The organism is Pantoea sp. PNT03 (assembly GCF_014852515.1).
GTDB classification, from domain to species: Bacteria; Pseudomonadota; Gammaproteobacteria; order Enterobacterales; family Enterobacteriaceae; genus Pantoea; species Pantoea leporis.
In genome coordinates, this window is the sequence record NZ_JACVBT010000004.1 from 552158 (window position 1) to 575895 (window position 23738).

Sequence of the window (23738 nt, forward strand, 5' to 3'; positions counted from 1 at the left end):
CTCAGGTTGTCGGATTAGCAAGCTCGGTCAGCAGCGGCAGCAGAATCTTCACGCTGTCATGCGTGCGCTGGGTGATGCGGCCAGGCAGCCAGTGATCGAGGTAGTTGAGGTTATCGCGCTCGGTTTGATGGCGCACATTGCCTTCCGGGAAGTGGCTGGAACGCGCGCGCTGCTGCTGCCCATCTTTGTTGCCCAGCGTCCAGTTGGCGGCGGTGACATCCATCAGTGGCATGCCGGCTTTGTCGAACGGATTGACGCCGGGATAATCGCGTGCGGTCATCGCGTGGCTGGCGGCGGAGATACCGTAACGGTGCGCCAGCTGCACGGCACGCGCGCTGGTCTGTTTGCGCACTGCCGCTGGCGTATTCATGCCGCTGTTAAAGTAGAGATGATCGCCGACAATCAGGCTATTCAGATCGATCACCAGCAGCGTGTTCTTCTTCTCCTGCGCGCTCATGCGCGCCAGATAATCATCCATGCCGTGCAAACCCGCTTCACCGGCGCTCAGCGCCACAAAGCGCACGCCGTAGTGCAGCGGCGTTTTGCTTAGCGCCTGCGCCAGCTCCAGCATCACGCCTAAACCTGAAGCGTTATCATCCACGCCCTGCAAACGCAGGCCGCCGAGATTGTTATCGGCTTCGTGGCGGCTGAGCGGCGTCCAGGTATCCAGATGCGTAACGATCAGGATCTCCTGCGGCACTTCACCGGCCCGCGCGGCAATCACCGACGTAGCCGTAACTTTGTGGGTGCGGCTCTCGCCCTTTTTCTCCAGCCAGCTATAGCTGGTTTTAAACTGGCGGGTATTACTCTGATATCCCAGCTGGCTAAACTGCTGCTGCAGATAATCGGCAGTCAGCAACTCGGCGGGACTGCCGCTCATGCGGCCGGGAAAATAGGTGGCGATATGGCGAAGCTGCTGTTCGGCAAAATGCCCTGGCGTGCTGTTGCTCGCAGCCTGAACAAAGAAAGGCAAACCGCCCGCAAGCAGTGCAGCCAGCACAGTGCGGCGGAGAGTGGCAAACATAGTTAGCGTCCTTTTCTGACATCCGGTCATGCTAAAAAAATTCCGACTTAGTATGAAACTGTGACGACGCTTGCACAATTTGATTTGCTCCGAAACACCAGCAATATCATTTGTTAAGCACAAAATGTTATCAGCAATCCTGGGTCGTTATTCCATTCGGTAACTACTCATTCCAATTCGTAATTTCATCTGCTGGAAGGGCGGGACGTATAGTCGCGTTAACTTATTGTAAAACTAGCAAGGTTAACGTGGATTATCTGCCTCTCTTTGCCGATCTCAAAAGCCGTCCGGTGCTGGTTGTCGGCGGTGGCGACATCGCGGCGCGCAAAATAGAACTGCTGCGGCGTGCCGGTGCGCGCGTGCTGGTCGCCGCGCGCGAACTCGGTCATGAGCTGCAGGCGCTGCTGGAAATTGAGGCGATTGAATGGATCGCTGAACGCTTTGATCCGGCGCAGCTGGATGGCGTGTTCCTCGTGATTGCCGCTACCGATGACAACGCGCTTAACGCGCAGGTGTTCGATGCCGCCAATGCGCGCCACAAGCTGGTGAACGTGGTGGACGATCAGCCGAAGTGCAGCTTTATCTTCCCGTCGATTGTCGATCGTTCACCGCTGGTGGTGGCGATCTCCTCCAGTGGCACCGCGCCGGTGTTGGCGCGTCTGCTGCGTGAAAAAATTGAAGCGTTACTGCCGGCCAATCTCGGACAGATGGCGGAAGTGGCTGGGCAGTGGCGCGACAAGGTGAAGCAGCGCTATCACCGCATGTCTGACCGCCGTCGCTTCTGGGAGCGCGCCTTTAACGGTCTGTTCGCCAGCCAGATGGCGGCGGGTAACGTCCATGAAGCGCGGCGTACGCTGGATCACGAACTGGAAAACGATAGCGACAATCAGGGCGAAATCACGCTAGTAGGCGCCGGCCCGGGCGACAGCGGTTTGCTGACGCTGCGTGGCTTGCAGGTGATGCAGCTGGCCGATGTGGTGCTGTATGACCATCTGGTCAGCGACGAAGTGCTTGAACTGGTGCGGCGCGATGCCGACCGCATCTGCGTCGGTAAGCGCGCCGGTGCGCATTCGGTGCCGCAGGAAGAGACCAATCAGATGCTGGTGACGCTGGCGCAACAGGGTAAACGCGTGGTGCGCCTGAAAGGCGGCGATCCGTTTATTTTTGGCCGCGGTGGCGAAGAGCTGCAGGCGGCGCAGGCCGCGGGTATTCCGTTCCAGGTGGTGCCGGGCATCACCGCTGCAGCAGGCGCAACCGCCTATGCCGGTATTCCACTGACCCATCGCGACCACGCGCAGAGCGTGCTGTTTATTACCGGTCACTGTCGCGCGGATGGCGACGGCATTGATTGGCCGTCGCTGGCGCGCGCACGTCAAACCTTAGCGATTTATATGGGCACGGTGAAAGCGGCGGAAATCGCTGCCGGGCTTATCGAACATGGCCGCGCCGCCTCCACGCCGGTGGCGGTGATTGGGCGCGGCACACGTCAGGATCAGCAGGTGCTGACCGGCACATTGGATCAACTGGAGGCGCTGGCTGCGGCCGCGCCCACGCCAGCACTGTTAGTGATTGGCGAAGTCGTAAATTTGCACGGGCAATTGGCCTGGTTCCAACATTCGGCACAGCAGGGGGCTCGCGAGTCCGCCGTTGTCAATTTGGCTTGAGGAAAAATTATGGACCAAAATCGACTTACTCATCTGCGCCAGCTGGAGGCAGAGAGTATCCATATCATCCGCGAGGTGGCGGCCGAGTTCAGCAATCCGGTGATGATGTACTCCATCGGTAAAGACTCCTCGGTAATGCTGCATCTGGCGCGTAAAGCCTTCTATCCGGGCACGCTGCCGTTTCCGCTGCTGCATGTTGATACCGGCTGGAAATTCCGTGAAATGTACGAGTTCCGCGATCGCACCGTGAAAGCGATGGGCGCGGAGCTGCTGGTGCATCGCAACCCGGAAGGCGTGGCGATGGGCATCAACCCATTCGTGCACGGCAGCGCCAAGCACACCGACATCATGAAAACCGAAGGCCTGAAGCAGGCACTGAACAAATACGGTTTTGATGCGGCATTTGGCGGCGCACGTCGTGATGAAGAGAAGTCGCGCGCCAAAGAGCGTATCTACTCCTTCCGCGATCGCTTCCACCGCTGGGACCCGAAAAACCAGCGTCCTGAGCTGTGGCACAACTATAACGGCCAGATCAACAAAGGCGAAAGCATCCGCGTGTTTCCGCTCTCCAACTGGACCGAGCTGGATATCTGGCAGTACATCTTCCTGGAAAACATTGAGATCGTGCCGCTCTACCTTGCCGCGCCGCGTCCGGTGCTGGAGCGTGATGGCATGCTGATGATGATCGATGATGACCGTATCGATCTGCAGCCAGGTGAAGTGATCAAGCAGCGCATGGTGCGTTTCCGTACGCTCGGCTGCTGGCCGTTGACCGGCGCGGTGGAATCAGAGGCGCAGACGCTGCCGGAAATTATTGAAGAGATGCTGGTCTCCACCACCAGTGAACGCCAGGGACGCGTGATTGACCGCGACCAGGCCGGTTCGATGGAAATGAAGAAACGTCAGGGTTATTTCTAAGGAGACGCAGATGAATACCGTTATTGCACAACAGATTGCCGATCAGGGCGGCGTAGAAGCCTGGCTGACCGCGCAACAACATAAAAGCCTGCTGCGTTTCCTGACCTGCGGTAGCGTCGACGACGGCAAAAGTACGCTGATTGGTCGCCTGCTGCACGACACGCGTCAAATTTATGAAGACCAGCTCTCCTCGCTGCACAACGACAGCAAACGTCACGGGACGCAGGGTGAGAAGCTGGATCTCGCGTTACTGGTTGATGGCTTGCAGGCCGAGCGCGAGCAGGGCATCACCATTGATGTGGCGTATCGCTATTTCTCCACTGAGAAGCGCAAATTTATTATTGCCGACACGCCAGGACACGAGCAGTACACCCGCAACATGGCGACCGGTGCATCGACCTGCGATTTGGCGATCCTGCTGATCGATGCGCGTAAAGGCGTGCTGGATCAGACGCGTCGTCACAGCTTTATCTCCACGCTGCTGGGCATCAAGCATCTGGTGGTCGCCATCAACAAGATGGATCTGGTGGAGTACAAGCAAGAGACCTTTGAGCAGATCAAACAGGATTACCTCGATTTCGCCGCGCAACTGCCGGAAGACCTTGATATTCGCTTTGTGCCGATGTCGGCGCTGGAAGGCGATAACGTGGCAACGCCCAGCGTCACCATGCCGTGGTACAGCGGCCCAACGCTGCTCGACGTATTAGAAACCGTTGAATTGAACCGCGTGGTGGATCATCAGCCAATGCGTTTCCCGGTGCAGTATGTGAACCGTCCTAACCTCGATTTCCGTGGTTATGCCGGTACGCTGGCGTCGGGTGTGGTCAACGTCGGTCAGCGCGTGAAAGTGCTGCCATCGGGCGTGGAATCGACCATCTCGCGCATCGTCACCTTCGATGGCGACCTGCCTGAAGCGGGTGCCGGTGAAGCGATTACGCTGGTGCTGAAAGATGAGATCGACATCAGTCGTGGCGATCTGCTGGTGGATGCGGAAGCCGAGCTGCAAGCGGTGCAATCCGCCACCGTTGACGTGGTGTGGATGGCGGAACAGCCGCTGCAGCCCGGGCAAAGTTACGAAGTGAAGATCGCCGGTAAGAAAACCCGCGCGCGCGTTGAGAAAGTGATCCATCAGGTGGAGATCAACTCGCTGGAGAAGCGCGCCGTGGACAGCCTGCCGCTTAACGGTATCGGCCTGGTCGAACTGACCTTTGACGAACCGATGGTGCTGGACGCGTATCGCCAGAATCCGGTGACTGGCGGCATGATCTTTATCGATCGTCTGAGCAACGTGACGGTGGGCGCGGGCATGATCAATCAGCCGCTGACCGATGTGCGTACGCAAGCGGGCCAGTTCAGCGATTTCGAGCTGGAGCTGAACGCGCTGGTGCGTCGTCACTTCCCACACTGGAACGCGCGCGATCTGCTGGGTGGCAAGTAATGGCGCAACACGATGAAAACGTGGTGTGGCACGATCATCCGGTAACGCGCGAGGAGCGCGAACAGCAGCACGGCCATCAAGGCGTGGTGCTGTGGTTCACCGGGCTTTCGGGCTCGGGGAAATCCACCGTGGCCGGCGCGCTGGAGCAGGCGCTGCATCGGGCCGGTGTGAACACCTATCTGCTGGATGGCGACAACGTGCGTCACGGTTTGTGCCGTGACCTCGGCTTCAGCGATGACGATCGTAAAGAGAACATTCGTCGTGTCGGCGAAGTGGCGAAACTGATGGTCGATGCAGGTTTGGTGGTGCTGACCGCCTTTATCTCGCCACATCGCGCGGAACGCAACATGGTGCGCGATCTGCTGGCTGAAGGGCAGTTTATCGAAGTGTTTGTCGATACGCCGTTGGCCGTGTGCGAAGCGCGCGATCCCAAAGGTTTGTACAAAAAAGCCCGTGCCGGTGAGCTGCGTAATTTCACCGGTATCGATAGCGTTTACGAGGCGCCAGACGCCCCGGAAATCCACCTTGATGGCGAACAATTGGTTACAAAACTCGCCGGCCAATTGTTAGACCTGCTGCGTCACCGCGATATCATCAGATCCTGAACCGACAGCGGCAAATCCCTTTGGGTTTGCCGCGCTTAGCGTCAACAGGATCTCTATGCAGAACGTAACGCCCATGCTAGCCCGTAAAGATGAACGCACCCCGGATGAGTCTCGCTCATCACTGCCGGGCGGCGTGTTTGGCTTTCTCTCGTACTGGTGCGCACTGGCGATTCCGTTCATGCTCTACGGCTCCAACACGCTGTTCTTCTTCCTCTACACTTGGCCATTCTTCCTCGCGCTGCTGCCGGTTTCGGTACTGATTGGTATCGTGCTCAGCCTGATGATCCGCACTCACTTATTCTGGAGCGGGATCGCCACGGCGATTGTGGTGGTGTGCTTGTTCTGGCTGCTGTTCTCATTTCTCTCCGGTTGGTAACGCCCAGCTGATGTGCAAACGCATCGGCAGGTTACAAAACTTTACCTGCCGTCTCGCCTCCCACTCTGGCATTATTTGCACGGCTAAACGCCCGTGCGCGGCATTTTCGCCGTCGCAGTGGAGTCCAGCGTCAAGTTATGGGATGATTGGGCCGTTTTTCAGGGGGCGGGGATGGGAAAACTGACGTTACTGCTACTCGTGCTGCTGGGATGGCTTCAATATTCCCTGTGGCTGGGTAAGAACGGTATTCATGACTATACGCGCGTCAACGAAGACGTCGCGACACAACAGGCGAATAACGCCAAGCTTAAAGCGCGTAACGATCAGCTATTCGCCGAAATTGACGATCTCAATGGCGGCTCTGAAGCGATCGAAGAACGCGCACGTAATGAACTGGGCATGATTAAGCCCGGTGAGACTTTCTATCGTCTGGTGCCAGACCAGAACAAACGTAACGCGCAACAAGCTGCGCAAAATCAACAACGATAAGCCATGAACAAGCGCCCGATCCTTGCGGATGTGATTGCCGTGGTGCCCGCCGCAGGTGTGGGCAGCCGAATGCAGGCTGCCTGCCCAAAACAGTATCTGACCATTGGTCAATTCACCCTTCTTGAACACAGCGTCGCACGTCTGCTGGCACATCCTGCGGTAAAACAGGTGATTGTGCCGGTCAGCAATGATGATGGCTGGTTCGATTCACTGCCGCTGGCGCAGGATTCCCGTATTCTCCGCGTGACCGGTGGCGACACGCGCGCCGAATCAGTGCTGGCGGGCTTAAACGCCATTCAACACAGCGAATGGGTGCTAGTGCATGACGCTGCGCGTCCTTGCCTGCATCCGGACGATTTAGCACGTCTGCTGGCGGTACGTGAGTACAGCAAGGTTGGCGGAATTCTGGCGGCGCCGGTGCGCGACACCATGAAGCGCGCCGAACCGGGCAAAACCGCCATCGCTCACACAGTCGAACGCGAAGATTTATGGCACGCGTTAACGCCGCAATTTTTCCCGCATCAACTGCTCACCGCTTGCCTGACGCGCGCACTCCATGAAGGCGCTACCATTACCGATGAAGCGTCGGCGCTGGAGTATTGCGGTTATCACCCGGAATTGGTGAGGGGACGCAGCGACAATATTAAGGTGACGCGGCCAGAAGATCTGGCGCTGGCGGCCTTCTATCTTACCCAGATTCAGTTACAGGAGAGCGCATGATGCGTATCGGTCACGGTTTTGACGTTCACGCTTTTGGCGGCGAAGGTCCGTTAGTGATTGGCGGGGTGCGTATTCCCTTCGAACACGGTTTTATTGCCCATTCTGATGGTGATGTGGCGCTGCATGCGTTGACGGATGCCTTGCTCGGCGCGGTGGCGATGGGCGACATCGGCAAGTTGTTCCCGGATACCGATCCGGCGTTTAAAGGCGCTGACAGCCGCGGTTTGCTGCGCGAAGCCTGGCGTCGGATTCAGCTGAAAGGCTATCGCATCGGTAACGTTGATGTGACCATCATTGCGCAGGCACCGAAAATGTTGCCGCATGTGCCGCAGATGCGCGTCAATATCGCCGAAGATCTCGGTTGCCATATGGATGACGTCAACGTCAAAGCCACCACCACCGAAAAGCTGGGCTTTACCGGGCGTGGCGAAGGCATTGCCTGTGAAGCGGTTGCGCTGCTGATAAAGGCCGATCAGGCATGAGTGAACTGCATTACCTGCACGGCGTGCCGACTGCCACCGGCGTCATCAAAGCCAATCCCGAAGATTTCGTGGTGATTGAAGATCTTGGCTATCCCTATGATGGCGAAGGTGAACAGCTGTTGGTGCGCATCCGCAAAATTGGCTGCAATACGCGCTTTGTCGCTGAAGCCATCGCCAAATTTCTCGGCGTGCCGGTGCGCGACCTTAGCTATGCCGGCATGAAAGATCGTCATGCCGTCACCGAGCAAACGCTCTGTTTCCGCGTGCCCGGCAATGGCATGCCGAATCTGGCCGGATTCCAGCTGGAAGGCGTTGAAATCCTGCAGGTGATTCGCCACAAACGCAAACTGCGTACCGGCGCGCTGGCGGGCAATGCGTTCCGCTTAGTGGTGCGTCAGATCTCCGATCGCCGTGAAGTCGACGCACGTTTACAGCAGATTCAACAGCGCGGCGTGCCGAACTACTTTGGTGAGCAGCGCTTTGGTCGTGGCGGCAACAACCTGACGCAGGCGAAACAGTGGGCGAAAGAGACATTCCGTCCGCGCGATCGCAATATGAAAAGTCTGCTGTTGTCAGCGACCCGCAGCCATCTGTTCAATCAGGTGACCAGCGCGCGTTTGCAGCGTGATGGCGCACTGGATGTGGTGCAGGTGGGCGATGCGGTACAGCTGGCCGGTCGCGGCAGCTGGTTCGTGGCGCAGGCGGAAGAGTTGCCTGACGTGCAGCAGCGCATCGATAATCATCAACTGCGCATCACTGCGCCGCTGCCGGGTCGCGGTGATGCGGGTCCGCAAGGCAACGCGCTGCTTTTTGAGCAGCAGAGCCTGGCAGGCGCAGAAGAATTGATTACACTGCTTGAGCGCGAGCGGGTTGATGCCGCGCGTCGAGCAATGCTGGTGGTGCCAAAGGATCTGCGCTGGGAATGGTGGGACGATGTGACGCTGGAGATGCAGTTCTGGCTGCCCGCCGGCAGTTTTGCCACCAGCGTGGTGCGTGAGCTTCTCCAACAAGAAGGTAACGATGCGGATATTGCTGAGTAACGATGATGGAATCCATGCGCCGGGTATTCAGACGCTGGCGCGTGCTTTACGTGAGTTTGCCGAGGTGCAGGTTGTCGCGCCCGATCGCAATCGTAGCGGCGCATCAAACTCGCTCACGCTGGAGACGCCGCTGCGTACCTTTACACATGAAAACGGCGATATCGCGGTGCAGATGGGCACGCCGACCGACTGCGTGTTCCTCGGCGTGAACAAGCTGATGCAGCCGCGGCCCGACATCGTGGTTTCCGGCATCAACGCCGGTCCAAATCTTGGCGACGATGTGATTTACTCCGGTACCGTCGCTGCGGCAATGGAAGGGCGCCATCTTGGCTTGCCTGCGCTCGCCGTTTCGCTCAACGGACATCAGCATTACGACACCGCCGCATCCATCACTTGTACGCTGTTACGTGCGCTGTCGCGCGCTCCGCTGCGTACCGGCCGTATTCTCAATATCAACGTGCCTGATTTGCCGTTAGCGGAGATCAAAGGTTTCCGCGTGACCCGCTGCGGCAGCCGCCATCCCGCCGATCAGGTTATCTGCACCGAAGACCCGCGCGGCCAGCCGCTTTACTGGATTGGCCCGCCGGGGCAAAAGCTGGATGCAGGCCCGGATACCGATTTCGCTGCGGTGGATGCGGGCTACGTTTCGTTGACCGCGCTGCATGTGGATTTGACCGCGCATGCGGCACAAGAAGTATTGAGTGACTGGCTAATCCAGGCAGAGGTAAAACTCGCATGGTGAATCGCCGCATCGAAACGCTATTGGAGCAGCTGCGCGCGCAGGGCATTCATGATGAACACCTGCTGAAAGCCATTGCCGATGTGCCTCGTGAGCGTTTTATCGATGAGGCGTTTGAGCATAAAGCGTGGGAAAACGTTGCGCTGCCGATTGGCAACGGCCAGACCATCTCTCAGCCTTACATGGTGGCGCGCATGACCGCCTTGTTAGAGCTCACGCCGGAATCGCGCGTGCTGGAAATCGGCACCGGTTCTGGCTATCAGACCGCGATTCTGGCGCATCTGGTTAATCATGTTTATTCCGTCGAACGCATCAAGGGCTTGCAGTGGCAGGCTAAGCGTCGCCTCAAGCAACTCGATCTGCATAATATCTCTACCCGGCATGGCGATGGCTGGCAGGGCTGGGCGACGCGTGGTCCGTTTGATGCCATTATCGTGACCGCCGCACCGCCTGAAATTCCGACTTTGCTGATAGCGCAATTAGGTGACGGCGGCAAAATGGTGCTGCCAGTTGGTGAGGATCAGCAGGTGTTGAAGCGTTTGCGTCGTCAGGGCGATGAATTGATTGAAGAAATCATCGAACCCGTGCGCTTTGTGCCGTTGGTTCAGGGCGATCTGGCCTAGGACATCATTACGCAATTCTTCACAACTGTTACATGGCACGGCACAGTTGATATTGTTACTATCCTTGTTTATCAATGCTAAAAACCGTTTTTAACGTTACGCGCAGTGGATAATGCGGTTAACGCCGTTACACATTTATATTCAGGGTTGCCATCACGGGGGATCAGTGAGCATGGGAAGCACAGCATTTCAATTACGCCGTTTGGCGGCACTTTCATTGGTAGGTTTTTGGCTGGCGGGCTGTAGTTCTGGCGATAATACACAGGCACCCATTAGCCAGATTGGTGGTAATAGCGGCGATAGCGGTATGGCTTCAGCCCCAAGCGGCGGCATGATCTCTTCGCAAAACAGCGCTGTGCCCGCGATGCCACGTGGCGGAATGTTAAGCGGCGGCACACCATCGACACAACCGTCAGGTGGAATGGTAAGTGACAATAACAATGTGGCCACGGAAAATGGTCGCATTGTGTACAATCGCAATTATGGGAATATTCCTAAAGGTAGCTACGGTGGTGAAACTTATACCGTAAAACGTGGCGATACCCTGTTCTACATTGCCTGGATTACCGGCAACGATTTCCGCGATCTGGCACAGCGTAACAATATTGCAGCCCCGTATGGCTTGAACGCCGGGCAAACGCTGCAGGTTGGTAATGGTAACGGCCAGACCATTACCGGTGGAAACGCGATTACTGCCGCCGATGCAACGCAGGGCGGCGTGCCAGTTACACCGAGCCAGACGCAAATTAAATCCACCCCTGTTGCACAGCAACCTGTTATTACGTATTCTGATGATTCGGGTAATTCGTCGGGTAGCAAATTGCTGCCGTCGAAAGGAGCAAATAATGTGGCAACGACCACAGCTCCGGTTGTCGCACCACCTACAGTCAGCAGCACGACTAATAGCACAACTCCAGTGGGAAGCTGGCGTTGGCCGACTGATGGGAAGATCATCGATAACTTCTCCGCTGCGGAAGGCGGAAACAAAGGGGTCGATATCGCCGGTTCGCGTGGACAACCTGTTGTCGCCACAGCTTCGGGAAGAGTGGTGTACGCAGGCAACGCGCTCCGTGGGTACGGTAATTTAATCATCATCAAACACAATGATGACTACCTGAGCGCCTACGCCCATAACGACTCTATGCTGGTCCGGGAACAACAGGAAGTTAAGGCGGGGCAAAAAATCGCTACCATGGGTAGCACCGGTACCAGTTCAGTACGATTGCACTTTGAAATTCGTTACAAGGGGAAATCCGTAAACCCGTTGCGTTATTTACCGCAGCGATAATCCGGCAGAACCTTGGTTCTGCCCTTGGATCACGGGTAGGAGCCGCTAATGAACCAGAATACGCTGAAAGTTAACGATTTACATGAAGATGCGGAATTCGAGGAAAACAACGGAGCTGAGGTTTTTGATGAGAAGGCTCTCGTTGAGAACGAACCTGGTGATAACAACGACGTAGCGGAAGAAGAGCTGTTGTCACAGGGTGCGACGCAACGCGTTTTGGATGCGACGCAGCTTTACCTCGGAGAGATTGGTTATTCACCGCTGCTGACGGCAGAAGAAGAAGTCTTCTTTGCGCGCCGTGCACTGCGGGGTGACATTCCATCTCGCCGCCGCATGATTGAAAGTAACTTACGCTTGGTAGTAAAGATTGCCCGTCGTTATAGCAATCGTGGTCTGGCGCTGCTGGATCTGATTGAAGAGGGTAATCTCGGCTTGATTCGCGCCGTAGAGAAGTTTGACCCAGAACGTGGGTTCCGTTTCTCAACTTACGCCACGTGGTGGATTCGTCAGACAATTGAACGGGCGATTATGAATCAAACCCGTACCATCCGTCTGCCAATCCACATCGTTAAAGAGTTAAATGTTTACCTGCGTACCGCGCGTGAACTTTCGCACAAGCTTGATCATGAGCCAAGTGCTGAAGAGATTGCCGAGCAGCTAGACAAGCCTGTTGATGACGTGAGCCGTATGCTGCGTCTCAATGAGCGCATTACCTCGGTCGATACACCTTTGGGTGGCGATTCCGAAAAAGCGCTGCTGGATATCCTGGCCGATGAGAAAGACAACGGTCCGGAAGACACCACGCAAGACGATGATATGAAACAGAGCATCGTTAAGTGGTTGTTTGAACTGAATGCCAAGCAGCGTGAAGTGCTGGCGCGTCGTTTCGGCCTGTTAGGCTACGAAGCGGCAACGCTCGAAGATGTCGGTCGTGAAATCGGGTTGACCCGTGAACGCGTACGTCAGATTCAGGTGGAGGGACTGCGTCGTCTGCGTGAGATTCTGCAGACGCAAGGTTTGAACATCGAAGCACTGTTTCGTGAATAACAGAATACGTGGTTAATACAAGAAGCGGTGGTGAAAACCACCGCTTTTTTATTGGTTAAAATATACATACAGCACTTGTTAATTGATCAAAGTAAAATCTTTTAACGCTATCACTTAAACCCTCACCTAAATAGATAAACGTAAATTAAATCCATTAGATGTTAATTAAACATCTAATAAATGCTCAATTTATCTTGCTCTCATTTAGAGAATTGTAATGTTGCGCACGACTTTCTTTGCAATTTTGCCTTATTTCCTTTCTCCATGTCACTCTGATAAAAGTTTTTAACATGGTGCTATGCCATTTTCTTGCTCGCTGTATCACCAGGATATTCAAGCAATGAATAACTAAAAGGGAGTGAGAAGAACAATGTGTGTGCAAAGCAGCAGTACAAAGTCACAATACTCCAGAGTGGTTTTTGGGATGCCAATATCTCTGCTATGGGGATATATTGCGATGGCCATCTTCATGACCGGCGATGGCATCGAACTGGCTCATCTCTCCCGATATCTCTACGATCTCGGCTATGGAGAAAAACAAGTTTCATTAGTTTTCACCGTTTATGCGTTAACGGCAGCAGTTTCAAGTTGGCTTTCCGGTGCCGTCAGTGAAATTTATGGTCCGAAGAAAATTATGCTCACCGGCGCTATTTGGTGGATGGTGTTACATGCCGTATTTGTTTATTTTGGCGTAAGTGAAAATAACTTTACCTTAATGTTGGTGAGTTATACGTTGCGCGGCTTCGCTTATCCGCTGTTCTTTTATGGATTCTATGTATTAGTGGTGCAGCGCACGCCTGAGCATCGACTTGCCTCCGCAACCGGCTGGATATGGTCGATGTTTACCATTGGTTATGGCATTACCGCTTCCTTCCTCTCCGGCCTTCTGGTGCCTGAAATTGGGTTCATCAATACGCTTTGGCTTTCACTGCTGTTTGCTGCGGTGGGCGGTGTGATTATATTGTTTACGGTTAAAACTCAGAGTGAACACAATCTAAATAGTAACGGCGTCAGTCACAAAGAAAAATTACGCGAAATATCGCGCGGAATAACCTTGATCTTCGAAGACCGCAGTATGTTCTTTGCGCTGATAACACGCATCTTATGTAATGTGGCATTATTTGGCCTGCCGGTATTTATGCCGATCTATTTCACCCGTGAATTAGGATTTTCTACTAAAGAGTGGGCGACTATCTGGGGCGTATTTTTCCTGGTTCAACCAATAACCAATGTGCTTTGGGGCATTATTGGCGATCGTATTGGCTGGATTTTTCAGATGCGCTGGTTTGGTTTCTTCGGATGCACGATTACCACTGCCGCTTTCTATTTTTTACCCTCATTTTTCCCAGGTAATCTGGCGTTAGCCATTGTCTGCGCGCTGTTATTAGCCTTAACGCTCACCTCCTTTGTGCCAATGGGGGCGATTTTCCCGATGCTGGCGCCGCAGCATAAAGGCGCTGCGGTTTCGGTGCAAAATCTGGGTGGTGGTTTCGGTAATCTAATTGGTCCGGCGGTTGCCGCACTAATGTTCGGCCTGTCATTTGAAATCAAGCACGTGATTATTACTTTCTCCGTTCTCTATTTTGCTGGCGGCGTCATGACATTCTTTATTCGTGATCCCCAACCAAAAATAGAGCGTAACGCTCCTTCCAAGACCACGGCCAGCAAATCCGAATAAATACCCTCAATGAAAAGGACCACAACATGACAACACCATTTTCACTGCAAAATAAGGTCGCCATCGTCACCGGCGCCGCATCGGGAATTGGTTACGCCATTGCCCGCTGTTTAAGTGCTGCGGGTGCCCAAGTGGCGATGATCGATCGCGCAGAAGAGGTAAAAACGGTTGCCAGCAAGATGGACAACCCTGCGCGAGGTTACGTTTTCGATCTGGCTAATGTCGAAGCGCTTGGCGAACTGGTTGAGCAGATTCACCATGATTTTGGCCGCATTGACATCCTGGTCAATAACGCCGGTATTGGCATGCTGGAATCCGTGGGCGAAGTGCAACTCGCCAGCTGGAATACCACGATGTTGATTAACATGACCGCGCCATTCTTCCTCGCTCAGCATTGTGCCCGTTATATGAAAGAACACGGTTTTGGTCGCCTGATTAACATCGCCTCACAGGCTAGCGTCATTGCACTCAATGAGCACGCGGCATATTGCACCAGCAAATCAGGCATGGTGTCTTTCACGCGAGTGTTGGCAGCGGAGTTGGGACCGTTTGGTATTACCGCTAATGCCATTTCACCAACGGTGGTTGAGACGGAATTAGGTAAGCGTTACTGGCATGGGGAGAGAGCGGAGCAGATGAAATCAAAAATCCCATCACGACGTTTTGCCACACCAGACGAAGTCGCGAGTACGGTGCTGTATCTCAGCAGCAATGAAGCGGCAATGGTCAATGGCGAGAATTTAGTGATCGATGGGGGATATAGTGTGATTTAAAGCCGGGCGAGTTGATTAGTATGAGCCCGCTGAAATTGCTTAACACCAGGGAATTGTAAGAAAGAAAAAATGGCCCGCACAGAACGTTGCTTCTGGGCGGGCGAATAACTACACCAGCGTTTTCAAGCGATAGATCCATTCCAGCGCTTGCTTCGGCGTTAAGCTGTCTGGGTCCAGTGCCTCAAGCGCATCAACCGCCGGTGAGGTTTCTGCCACCAGCAACTGCATTTGCGAACCTTCCACTGTGGATGCGGCGGAGCTGCCAGATAACGCTTCCAGCTCCTTCAGCTTGTTACGCGCGCGCTTAATCACTTCCTTCGGCACGCCCGCCAGCGCCGCCACCGCGAGACCATAACTTTTGCTTGCTGCACCATCCTGCACGCTGTGCATAAAGGCGATGGTGTCTCCGTGTTCGACCGCATCCAGATGCACATTCACGACACCTTCCATTTTTTCCGGCAGCGTGGTCAGCTCGAAATAGTGGGTGGCAAACAGCGTCATGGCCTTAATGCGATTCGCCAAACTTTCAGCGCAGGCCCATGCCAGCGACAAACCATCATAAGTCGAGGTGCCGCGCCCGATTTCATCCATCAGTACCAGACTGTTTTCGGTAGCGTTATGCAGAATGTTGGCGGTTTCCGTCATCTCCACCATAAAGGTTGAGCGTCCGGAAGCCAGATCATCAGCAGCCCCGACGCGCGTGAAGATGCGATCGATAGGGCCGATGACGGTCTCTTCTGCTGGCACATAGCTGCCTATCCACGCCATCAGCGCGATCAACGCTGTCTGGCGCATGTAGGTACTTTTACCGCCCATATTGGGGCCGGTAATGATCAGCATGCGACGCTGCGGTGAGAGTGACAGCGGATTCGCGATAAACGGCTCTTTCAATACCTGCTCGACCACCGGATGGCGGCCTGCAGTAATACGGATGCCGGCTTTTTCTTGCAACACCGGGCGGCAATAATTCAGCGTCCATGCACGTTCGGCCAGGTTTGCTAGCACGTCCAGCTCAGAGAGTGCAGCCGCACTGATTTGCAGGGCTTCAAGATGCGGTAGCAAGCGGTCAAACAGCTCATCGTAAAGACCTTTCTCCAGTGCCAGCGCTTTGCCCTTCGACGTCAGGACCTTATCTTCATACTCTTTTAGTTCAGGAATGATATAGCGTTCAGCATTCTTCAGCGTCTGGCGGCGAACGTAATGAATCGGCACCAGATGGCTTTGACCACGGCTGACCTGAATGTAGTAGCCGTGAATCGCGTTAAAGCCGACTTTCAGCGTATCCAGCCCGAGTTTCTCGCGCTCTCGGATTTCCAGACGATCAAGATAATCGGTGGCACCATCGGCTAGCGCACGCCACTCGTCGAGTTCAGCGTTGTATCCCGGAGCGATCACGCCACCGTCCCGCACCAGCACTGGCGGCGATTCAATGATCGCCTGTTCCAGCAACTCACGCAGTTCGGTAAATTCGCCCATCTGAGAGCGCAGATTAATTAACTGCGTGGCCTCAACGCCTTCAAGTTGTTGATTTAACGCTGGCAACTGCTGGAAGGCATGGCGCATACGTGCCAAATCGCGTGGGCGCGCGGTGCGCAGTGCCAGTCGCGCCAGAATACGCTCCAGATCGCCCACCTGGCGCAGCACCGGCTGCAGCTCCTGACTAAGTGATTGCAGTTCTGCGATAGACTCCTGACGCCGGGCAATGGTCGTGACATCGCGCAGCGGCATATGCAGCCAGCGTTTCAGCATACGGCTGCCCATCGGCGTGACGGTTTTATCCAGTATCGCCGCCAGCGTGTTCTCGATGCCGCCGGCCAGGTTTTGCGTTATCTCCAGGTTGCGGCGCGTAGCAGCATCCATGATCACGCTATCCTGCTGACGCTCCATGCTCAGCGAGCGAATATGCGGTAACGACGTGCGTTGCGTGTCTTTAACATATTGCAGTAGACATCCTGCAGCGCGTAGCGCCAGATGCGCCTGCTCAACGCCAAAACCACTTAAGTCGCGGGTGCCAAATTGCAGATTGAGCTGCTGGCGCGCCGTATCGATTTCATATTCCCACAGCGGACGGCGACGCAGGCCACGGCGTTGATCGATCAACGTCATTGCCTGGAAATCTTCGGGATAGAGCAGTTCAGCCGGATTGGTGCGCTGCAGTTCTGCTGCCATCGTCTCCAGATCGCCGGGTTCACTCAGGCGGAAGCGACCAGAACTGATGTCCAGCGTTGCATAACCAAAACCGCGCTGGCTCTGGAAGATGGCGGCGAGCAGGTTATCCTGGCGCTCTTGCAGCAACGCTTCATCGCTGATGGTGCCGGGTGTAACGATACGCACCACTTTTCGCTCAACCGGGCCTTTGCTCAAGGCTGGGTCGCCAATCTGCTCACAGATCGCCACCGATTCGCCGAGCTGGACCAGTTTCGCCAGATAGCCTTCAACCGCATGGTAAGGCACGCCCGCCATCGGAATCGGTTCCCCAGCAGAGGCGCCGCGTTTAGTCAGAGAGATTTCCAGCAGTTGCGAGGCGCGTTTCGCGTCATCGTAAAACAGCTCGTAAAAATCGCCCATGCGATAAAACAGCAGGATGTCAGGATGATCGGCCTTCAGGCGCAGGTATTGCTGCATCATCGGCGTATGGCCACTAAAGTCCATTTGCTCTGCTCCTTTCATCTCATTCTCACTCAACATTCATTCTTTTAATTACCTGAGGCTGGGTCAATGCAGCCCGGAAGTGTCGTTATCACTTGGGCGGATAACGAAAGCGGGATATTACCATTTTTGGCGCGTAACCTTCATCCGCCAGCAGGGCTTTATGGCTGCCGACCATAACAAATTGCCGCAAACGGTAAAAAGCAAAATTTAATGAAAAAGGTAAAGTGTGGAGCGGTTTCGCAAATTCGCGTTGCAACCGGCTGAAACGGGCGGGAAACGGCTAAATTTTAAGATATTGCTCTGTATGTCACCCCGATGAACGATTACCATGAGTGCTTCCGGTTTCACCTGGCTTATGGATATCCAATGCGTTTTAAGGTTGCTTTTCTTCCGCTTATTACTCTGCTTGCTGCCTGCAGCAGTAAGCCTGCATCCCATCAGCAGCCCGCCGTTGTGCCTGCACCGAAAGGCGGCTTTTTGCTGGAACCTTCGCACGCGGTTCAACCGATGTTTGGCGATTTTGCGGGTAACCCCGCCGCTGAACAGTTCATTGATCAAATGGTGGCAAAACACGGTTTTAACCGTGAGCAATTACATGCGGTTATCGGCCAGGCGAAGCGTCTGGATTACGTGCTGCGTCTGATGGACCAGCAAGCCCCGAGCTATACGCCGCCAACCGGACCGAATGGCGCGTGGATTCGCTATCGCAATAAGTTTATTACTCCGGATAACGTGCAGAACGGCGTGGCATTCTGGAATCAGTATCAGGATGCGCTACAGCGTGCGCAGCAGGTTTACGGCGTGCCGCCGGAAATCATTGTTGGCATTATCGGCGTTGAGACGCGCTGGGGCAGGGTAATGGGCAAAACGCGCTTGCTGGATGCGCTGGCAACCTTGTCATTTAGCTATCCGCGTCGTGCAGCTTACTTCAGCGGTGAGCTGGAGACCTTCCTGCTGATGGCGCGAACAGAGCAAGACGATCCGCTGGATCTGCGCGGCTCCTTTGCCGGTGCGATGGGTTATGGACAGTTCATGCCATCCTCTTATAAGCAATACGCAGTCGATTTTAATGGCGATGGTCATATCAACCTTTGGGATCCGGTTGATGCGATTGGTAGCGTAGCCAACTACTTCAAAGAACATGGCTGGCGTGCGGGCGAGAACGTTGCGGTGCCGGCCAGCGGGCAGGCTCCGGCATTGGAGAATGGCTTTAAAACCAAGTACCCAGTCAGCACCTTAGCTGCGAGTGGTTTAACGCCGCAGGGATCGCTGGACGGTAATACTCAGGTCAGTTTGCTGCGTTTGGATCTCGGCACCAGCTATCAATATTGGTATGGTCTGCCCAACTTCTATGCCATTACGCGCTATAACCACAGCACCCACTATGCAATGGCGGTGTGGCAGTTGGGTGAAGCCGTGGCTAAAGCACGTCAGGGCAGCTTGTTTTAATGCTGTCCATATAAAGTGTGAGGGTATAAGATGGCGCCCCATTTGCGGTGCCATCTTCACCGCATCCGACTTCTGAGGAGCGCTTATGAGTACCTTACCTGCCTGTCCTGTCTGCCACGCCGATTACACCTGGCAAGATGGCGAGAATCTGAATTGCCCATCTTGCGGCCATATCTGGACGGCAAACGCCGATGATGCATCGGACGGTTTGGTGGTACGCGATGCCAACGGCAACCTGTTAGCCGATGGCGACAGCGTCACTGTCGTTAAAGATCTTAAGGTTAAAGGCAGCTCTTCTACGTTGAAAATTGGTACCAAAGTCAAAAGCATTCGCCTGGTCGAAGGCGATCACAACATTGATTGCAAAATTGATGGTTTTGGCCAGATGAAACTCAAATCTGAGTTCGTCAAAAAGAATTAATTATGGGACGGCTTTGCGCCGTCCTGTTTGTTTCAACTCAGTAAACGATCCACTTCCTCGCACTGTTCCGCTGTTAGCTCGCCACCATAATTGCGCGAGTCGCTGCGCATTGAATCAAATCGACGTGCAACAGCCGTTTTTATGGTGGTAACAAAATCATCGCCGATAGTGTAAATCGCCATCAGTTTACCAATACGTTGTTGAATCTCACTGAGCTGCGCTACATCGCCCGCCCGCCAGGCCTGCATCGCACGGGCAAATAGCTCCGGTACAATATTGTTCAAGCCGGAAATCACACCTGAACCGCCAGCCAGTAGATTGGGCAACAGATATTCGTCATAGCCGGAAAGCACGGTGAAACCGCTGCGCACCTGCTTCGTTTCTTCAATCATTGCGCGGTTGTGCGACAAGCAATCCATGGTGTCTTTGATGCCAATAAAGTTGGGCAGCTCTGCCGCCAGTTCTGCGACCAACGCAGGCGTTAAATCACAGCCGGTGCGTGCGGGGAAATTGTAGGCGAACCACTTGCCGCCCAGCTGTGTATCCAGCGCTTTGAAATAGCGCAGCAGCTGTTTATGTGTCTGCCCGTAATAGTAAGGAGGCAGCACCATTACAGCATCAAATCCGTTCTGCCAGGCCGCATCTGCCAGTTGCAGCATGTCCGCAATACAGGTGCTGGAGACATTTGCCACCATGGTCAGGGGCGAGAGTTGACGCGCCTCGCGGATCAGTAACAGGCGCTCCTGCTGCGAGAGCGAGGCAAATTCGCCAATACTGCCCATCAGCAGCAAGGTATCAATGCCTGATTGGCTTAGGCGAGAAAAATGGCGGCCAAGCGCATCAATATCGAGATTATTGTTGCTATCAAAGGGCGTTACTGACGGACACCATACGCCGGGCAATGCGGGTTGTGCAGACATATCAAGCTCCTTGCTTGGAAAATGAAACGTCGTTTTAACTTAATGCTATCTGCGCAGGCTAACCAGCTAACGAGGGCAAAAAGGTGAGATATCGCACTTTTCTCTTTCTATGAAAGCATGAAAAGCAGGTAGTGTTTAACCCCTCAGCCAAGACAGGAGCACTGCCATGCAAGACTGGAATCCACAACTGTATCGCCAATTCGAATCAGAGCGAACCCGCCCGGCGCGCGAGCTATTGGATCGCATTCCGCTCGATGATGTGCGCTTTGCCACCGATCTTGGTTGCGGACCTGGCAACAGCACCGAGCTACTGGCACAAGCCTGGCCTGAGACGCAGATAACCGGCATTGACAGTTCTGCGGCAATGTTAGAGCAGGCGCGCGAACGTCTCCCCAGCTGCCATTTCCTGCAGGCCGATATTCGTCGCTGGCAGGCTGAACAGCCGCAGCAGGTTATCTATGCCAACGCCTCGCTGCAGTGGTTGACCGAGCATCACACCTTGCTGCCGCATCTGGTTGAACAATTGGCCATCGGTGGCGCGCTAGCAATTCAGATGCCGGATAATCTTGAAGAACCATCGCACCGTTTGATGCGTGAAGTGGCGGCGAATGAAAAATGGCAGGCGCTGATTTCGCCACAAGCGGCGGATCGCAAACGCCTGCTAACCACCGATCGCTACTACGATCTGCTGACCGATGCGGGTTGCCAGGTTGATATCTGGCGCACTACTTATTATCACCCGATGGCAGATGCGCAGGGCATCATTACCTGGTTGCGTGCCACCGGGCTGCGTCCTTTCCTCGCGGGGCTGGATGAAACGCAGCAGGCAGCATTTCTTCATGATTATCATCAGGCCCTCATTCCGGCTTACCCCGCACGCAGTAACGGCCAGGTTTTGTTAGCCTTCCCGCGTCTGTTTATGGTTGCAGTGAAAACAGGTTGAGGTATCTGGAATCCACTACGCAGAAATGATGGCTGAAGGTTGAAAAGGGCTTTTCAGCGCACCATTTACTGCTAACGTGAAGCGCCACAACGGGAGAAGGCGATGAACGATGAACAGTTACAGCAGCTAAGTCACCGCATTGGCGAACAGCTGAAAAGACGCCAGGCCACGGTGACCGCTGCAGAATCCTGCACCGGTGGCTGGATTGCGAAAGTATTTACTGATATCAGCGGTAGCTCTGCCTGGTTTGAGCGCGGTTTCGTCACTTACAGCAATGAAGCTAAGCAGCAGATGGTCGGCGTACAAGAGACAACGCTGCAGCAGCATGGCGCCGTAAGTGAACAGACGGTGCGTGAGATGGCTACCGGTGCGGCTAAAGCGGCAGCGGCAGAATACGCCATCGCTGTAAGCGGCATTGCCGGTCCTGAAGGTGGCACGCCCGATAAACCGGTGGGCACCGTGTGGTTTGCGATTGTGGGCCCAGAGGGACGCGTACTAGCGCAGCGCCAGATCTTTGCTGGCAACCGTGATGCGGTACGCCGTCAGTCAGTGGCTTGGGCGCTGCAAACGCTGCTTGATGAATTTCTGATAAATTAAAACTTGATACTGTATGACCATACAGTATAATTAGCGGCAACAGAACGAGCGACATACTTGATGTCGACTCACCCAGCATGATTAGGAGTGGAAATGGCGATCGACGAGAACAAACAGAAGGCTTTAGCTGCCGCACTGGGCCAGATTGAGAAGCAATTTGGTAAAGGCTCCATCATGCGCTTGGGTGAAGACCGCTCAATGGATGTCGAAACCATCTCTACCGGCTCACTGTCACTGGATATCGCGCTGGGCGCGGGTGGCTTGCCGATGGGCCGTATCGTTGAGATTTACGGACCAGAATCTTCGGGTAAAACCACGCTGACGCTGCAGGTTATTGCTTCTGCACAGCGTAAAGGTAAAACCTGTGCCTTTATCGATGCTGAGCACGCACTGGATCCGGTGTACGCGAAAAAACTGGGCGTTGATATCGATAACCTGCTGTGTTCACAGCCGGATACCGGTGAGCAAGCGCTTGAGATTTGTGATGCGCTGGCGCGTTCAGGCGCAGTTGACGTCATCATCGTCGACTCCGTGGCGGCGCTGACGCCGAAAGCGGAAATCGAAGGCGAGATTGGTGATTCGCACATGGGTCTGGCCGCTCGTATGATGAGCCAGGCAATGCGTAAGCTGGCGGGTAACCTGAAGCAGTCCAACACGCTGCTGATCTTCATCAACCAGATTCGTATGAAGATTGGTGTGATGTTCGGTAACCCGGAAACCACAACAGGCGGTAACGCACTGAAATTCTACGCTTCTGTTCGTCTGGATATCCGCCGTATCGGTGCGATTAAAGAGGGCGACGAAGTGGTAGGTAGCGAAACCCGCGTGAAAGTCGTGAAGAACAAAGTTGCGGCACCGTTTAAGCAGGCTGAATTCCAAATCATGTACGGAGAAGGTATCAACACCTTTGGCGAGCTGGTGGATCTTGGCGTGAAGCACAAACTGGTTGAGAAAGCCGGCGCGTGGTACAGCTACAACGGTGAGAAGATTGGTCAGGGTAAAGCTAACTCCACCAACTTCCTTAAAGAGAACCCGGCGATTGCGAATGAAATCGACAAGAAGCTGCGTGACTTACTGCTAAGCGGTGATGTCGCTGCCGCAGACACCGCGAAAATCTCCGCGGATGATCGCGAAGAAGCCAGCGAAACCAACGAAGATTTCTAAAATATTAACGGGAGCAGAAATGCTCCCGTTTTGCTTTTCCCCGCCAGCGCTTTTCCTCTCTGCCTTCTTGCTTTACTCTGCGACCCTGCACGACTGTTAGAACAAGGTTGATCCTATGTCATCATCACCATCTGCGGCACCGGTGCCAACATATTCCCGTTTACTTGACCGCGCTATGCGCATCCTTTCGCAGCGCGACCACAGTCGTGAAGAGCTAAAGCGTAAATTGCAGCTCTCTTCCCAACGTGCGGCTTATCTGCAGCAGCAGGAAAACACGCCCATTCCCGACGAGTTACTGGAAAAAGTGCTCGACTGGTGTCAGGAGAGCGGTTGGCTCAACGATGAGCGCTTTACCGAACGCTTTATTCAAAGCCGTGCGCGTAGAGGATATGGTCCACAGCGCGTGCGTATGGAATTGCAGCAAAAGGGCATTGGCCGTGAGGAGATCAATCAGGCGCTATTCGATACCGACGTAGACTGGAGCCAGTGCGCAGCCGATCTTGCCAAACGCAAATTTGGCGAACCCTTACCGCAAACCTGGACTGAGAAAAGCAAGGTACAGCGTTTTTTAATGTCGAAAGGCTTTATGATGGAAGATATTCAGGCTGTTTTCAGAAATAGTGACGACTGAAAGGCGATGTGATTTTACTTCCCACTGAAGAAAATTTATCTTATTCCCACTTTTTGT

24 protein-coding genes are annotated in these 23738 nt (G+C 54.5%); 21 read left to right on the forward strand and 3 right to left on the reverse strand.

What is annotated here, in order from left to right:
* Nucleotide 1: 1 nt before the first annotated feature.
* Nucleotides 2–1024: an aminopeptidase gene (locus tag IB226_RS16975; protein ID WP_192236508.1), complete on the reverse strand. Its 1023-nt coding sequence runs from the start codon at nucleotides 1022–1024 to the stop codon at nucleotides 2–4.
* 248 nt (nucleotides 1025–1272) lie between these two features.
* Between IB226_RS16975 and cysG the strand changes: the two genes are divergently transcribed.
* From cysG to IB226_RS17050, 15 genes are all read left to right on the forward strand, one after another.
* On the forward strand, nucleotides 1273–2688 hold the full coding sequence (cysG, locus tag IB226_RS16980; RefSeq protein ID WP_192236509.1) for a siroheme synthase CysG: 1416 nt from the start codon (nucleotides 1273–1275) through the stop codon (nucleotides 2686–2688).
* 9 nt (nucleotides 2689–2697) lie between these two features.
* Complete coding sequence (gene cysD / locus IB226_RS16985; protein ID WP_007893231.1) at nucleotides 2698–3606, forward strand: sulfate adenylyltransferase subunit CysD; 909 nt, start codon at nucleotides 2698–2700, stop codon at nucleotides 3604–3606.
* Between the two features lie 10 nt (nucleotides 3607–3616).
* Nucleotides 3617–5044, forward strand: coding sequence for a sulfate adenylyltransferase subunit CysN (gene cysN, locus IB226_RS16990; protein ID WP_192236510.1), 1428 nt, complete (start codon nucleotides 3617–3619; stop codon nucleotides 5042–5044).
* On the forward strand, nucleotides 5044–5649 hold the full coding sequence (gene cysC, locus IB226_RS16995; RefSeq protein WP_008104549.1) for an adenylyl-sulfate kinase: 606 nt from the start codon (nucleotides 5044–5046) through the stop codon (nucleotides 5647–5649). The genes cysN and cysC overlap by 1 nt, the downstream gene beginning before the upstream one ends.
* A gap of 55 nt (nucleotides 5650–5704) precedes the next feature.
* The gene (locus IB226_RS17000; RefSeq protein WP_101762603.1) at nucleotides 5705–6025 is read left to right on the forward strand and encodes a DUF3561 family protein; all 321 of its coding nucleotides are present in this window, start codon (nucleotides 5705–5707) and stop codon (nucleotides 6023–6025) included.
* Nucleotides 6026–6196: 171 nt separating this feature from the next.
* The gene (gene ftsB / locus IB226_RS17005) at nucleotides 6197–6514 is read left to right on the forward strand and encodes a cell division protein FtsB (RefSeq protein WP_101762604.1); all 318 of its coding nucleotides are present in this window, start codon (nucleotides 6197–6199) and stop codon (nucleotides 6512–6514) included.
* 3 nt (nucleotides 6515–6517) lie between these two features.
* Nucleotides 6518–7234, forward strand: coding sequence for a 2-C-methyl-D-erythritol 4-phosphate cytidylyltransferase (gene ispD, locus IB226_RS17010; protein ID WP_192236511.1), 717 nt, complete (start codon nucleotides 6518–6520; stop codon nucleotides 7232–7234).
* Nucleotides 7234–7716 (forward strand): 2-C-methyl-D-erythritol 2,4-cyclodiphosphate synthase, encoded by a 483-nt coding sequence (gene ispF, locus IB226_RS17015; RefSeq protein WP_061719965.1) that lies wholly within the window; start codon nucleotides 7234–7236, stop codon nucleotides 7714–7716. The genes ispD and ispF overlap by 1 nt, the downstream gene beginning before the upstream one ends.
* Entirely contained in the window at nucleotides 7713–8756 is a 1044-nt protein-coding gene (gene truD / locus IB226_RS17020; protein ID WP_192236512.1) for a tRNA pseudouridine(13) synthase TruD, read from the forward strand. Before ispF ends, truD begins: the two co-directional genes overlap by 4 nt.
* Nucleotides 8737–9498, forward strand: a complete 762-nt coding sequence (surE, locus tag IB226_RS17025; protein ID WP_154155446.1) for a 5'/3'-nucleotidase SurE — start codon at nucleotides 8737–8739, stop codon at nucleotides 9496–9498. Before truD ends, surE begins: the two co-directional genes overlap by 20 nt.
* Nucleotides 9492–10118 carry a protein-L-isoaspartate(D-aspartate) O-methyltransferase gene (locus tag IB226_RS17030; RefSeq protein WP_008104533.1) on the forward strand — a complete coding sequence of 209 codons (627 nt, stop codon included), beginning with the start codon at nucleotides 9492–9494 and terminating at the stop codon, nucleotides 10116–10118. The genes surE and IB226_RS17030 overlap by 7 nt, the downstream gene beginning before the upstream one ends.
* Before the next feature lie 172 nt (nucleotides 10119–10290).
* The gene (nlpD, locus tag IB226_RS17035; RefSeq protein WP_192236513.1) at nucleotides 10291–11406 is read left to right on the forward strand and encodes a murein hydrolase activator NlpD; all 1116 of its coding nucleotides are present in this window, start codon (nucleotides 10291–10293) and stop codon (nucleotides 11404–11406) included.
* A gap of 48 nt (nucleotides 11407–11454) precedes the next feature.
* A complete protein-coding gene (rpoS, locus tag IB226_RS17040) occupies nucleotides 11455–12453 on the forward strand; it encodes an RNA polymerase sigma factor RpoS (protein ID WP_007893257.1) in 999 nt (332 codons plus the stop codon).
* A gap of 424 nt (nucleotides 12454–12877) precedes the next feature.
* Nucleotides 12878–14131 carry an MFS transporter gene (locus tag IB226_RS17045; protein WP_225608337.1) on the forward strand — a complete coding sequence of 418 codons (1254 nt, stop codon included), beginning with the start codon at nucleotides 12878–12880 and terminating at the stop codon, nucleotides 14129–14131.
* 26 nt (nucleotides 14132–14157) lie between these two features.
* Nucleotides 14158–14904 carry a GolD/DthD family dehydrogenase gene (locus tag IB226_RS17050; RefSeq protein WP_101762610.1) on the forward strand — a complete coding sequence of 249 codons (747 nt, stop codon included), beginning with the start codon at nucleotides 14158–14160 and terminating at the stop codon, nucleotides 14902–14904.
* A gap of 108 nt (nucleotides 14905–15012) precedes the next feature.
* Here the strand turns inward: IB226_RS17050 and mutS are convergent, their stop codons facing one another.
* A complete protein-coding gene (gene mutS, locus IB226_RS17055; RefSeq protein WP_192236515.1) occupies nucleotides 15013–17556 on the reverse strand; it encodes a DNA mismatch repair protein MutS in 2544 nt (847 codons plus the stop codon).
* Nucleotides 17557–17922: 366 nt separating this feature from the next.
* Between mutS and mltB the strand changes: the two genes are divergently transcribed.
* Both mltB and IB226_RS17065 read left to right on the forward strand, forming a co-directional pair.
* Entirely contained in the window at nucleotides 17923–19005 is a 1083-nt protein-coding gene (gene mltB, locus IB226_RS17060; RefSeq protein ID WP_192236516.1) for a lytic murein transglycosylase B, read from the forward strand.
* Nucleotides 19006–19090: 85 nt separating this feature from the next.
* Nucleotides 19091–19426: a zinc ribbon domain-containing protein YjdM gene (locus IB226_RS17065; protein WP_192236517.1), complete on the forward strand. Its 336-nt coding sequence runs from the start codon at nucleotides 19091–19093 to the stop codon at nucleotides 19424–19426.
* Nucleotides 19427–19458: 32 nt separating this feature from the next.
* On the opposite strand, the gene IB226_RS17070 is transcribed toward IB226_RS17065, so the two are convergent.
* On the reverse strand, nucleotides 19459–20346 hold the full coding sequence (locus IB226_RS17070) for a dihydrodipicolinate synthase family protein (protein ID WP_192236518.1): 888 nt from the start codon (nucleotides 20344–20346) through the stop codon (nucleotides 19459–19461).
* 166 nt (nucleotides 20347–20512) lie between these two features.
* Here IB226_RS17070 and tam point away from each other — a divergent pair, with 166 nt between their 5' ends.
* From tam to IB226_RS17090, 4 genes are all read left to right on the forward strand, one after another.
* Complete coding sequence (tam, locus tag IB226_RS17075; protein WP_192236519.1) at nucleotides 20513–21289, forward strand: trans-aconitate 2-methyltransferase; 777 nt, start codon at nucleotides 20513–20515, stop codon at nucleotides 21287–21289.
* A gap of 102 nt (nucleotides 21290–21391) precedes the next feature.
* Nucleotides 21392–21886, forward strand: a complete 495-nt coding sequence (pncC, locus tag IB226_RS17080) for a nicotinamide-nucleotide amidase (protein WP_192236520.1) — start codon at nucleotides 21392–21394, stop codon at nucleotides 21884–21886.
* 93 nt (nucleotides 21887–21979) lie between these two features.
* Complete coding sequence (recA, locus tag IB226_RS17085) at nucleotides 21980–23050, forward strand: recombinase RecA (protein ID WP_101762617.1); 1071 nt, start codon at nucleotides 21980–21982, stop codon at nucleotides 23048–23050.
* Nucleotides 23051–23165: 115 nt separating this feature from the next.
* Nucleotides 23166–23681 (forward strand): regulatory protein RecX, encoded by a 516-nt coding sequence (locus tag IB226_RS17090; RefSeq protein WP_192236521.1) that lies wholly within the window; start codon nucleotides 23166–23168, stop codon nucleotides 23679–23681.
* The last annotated feature ends 57 nt before the right edge of the window (nucleotides 23682–23738 follow it).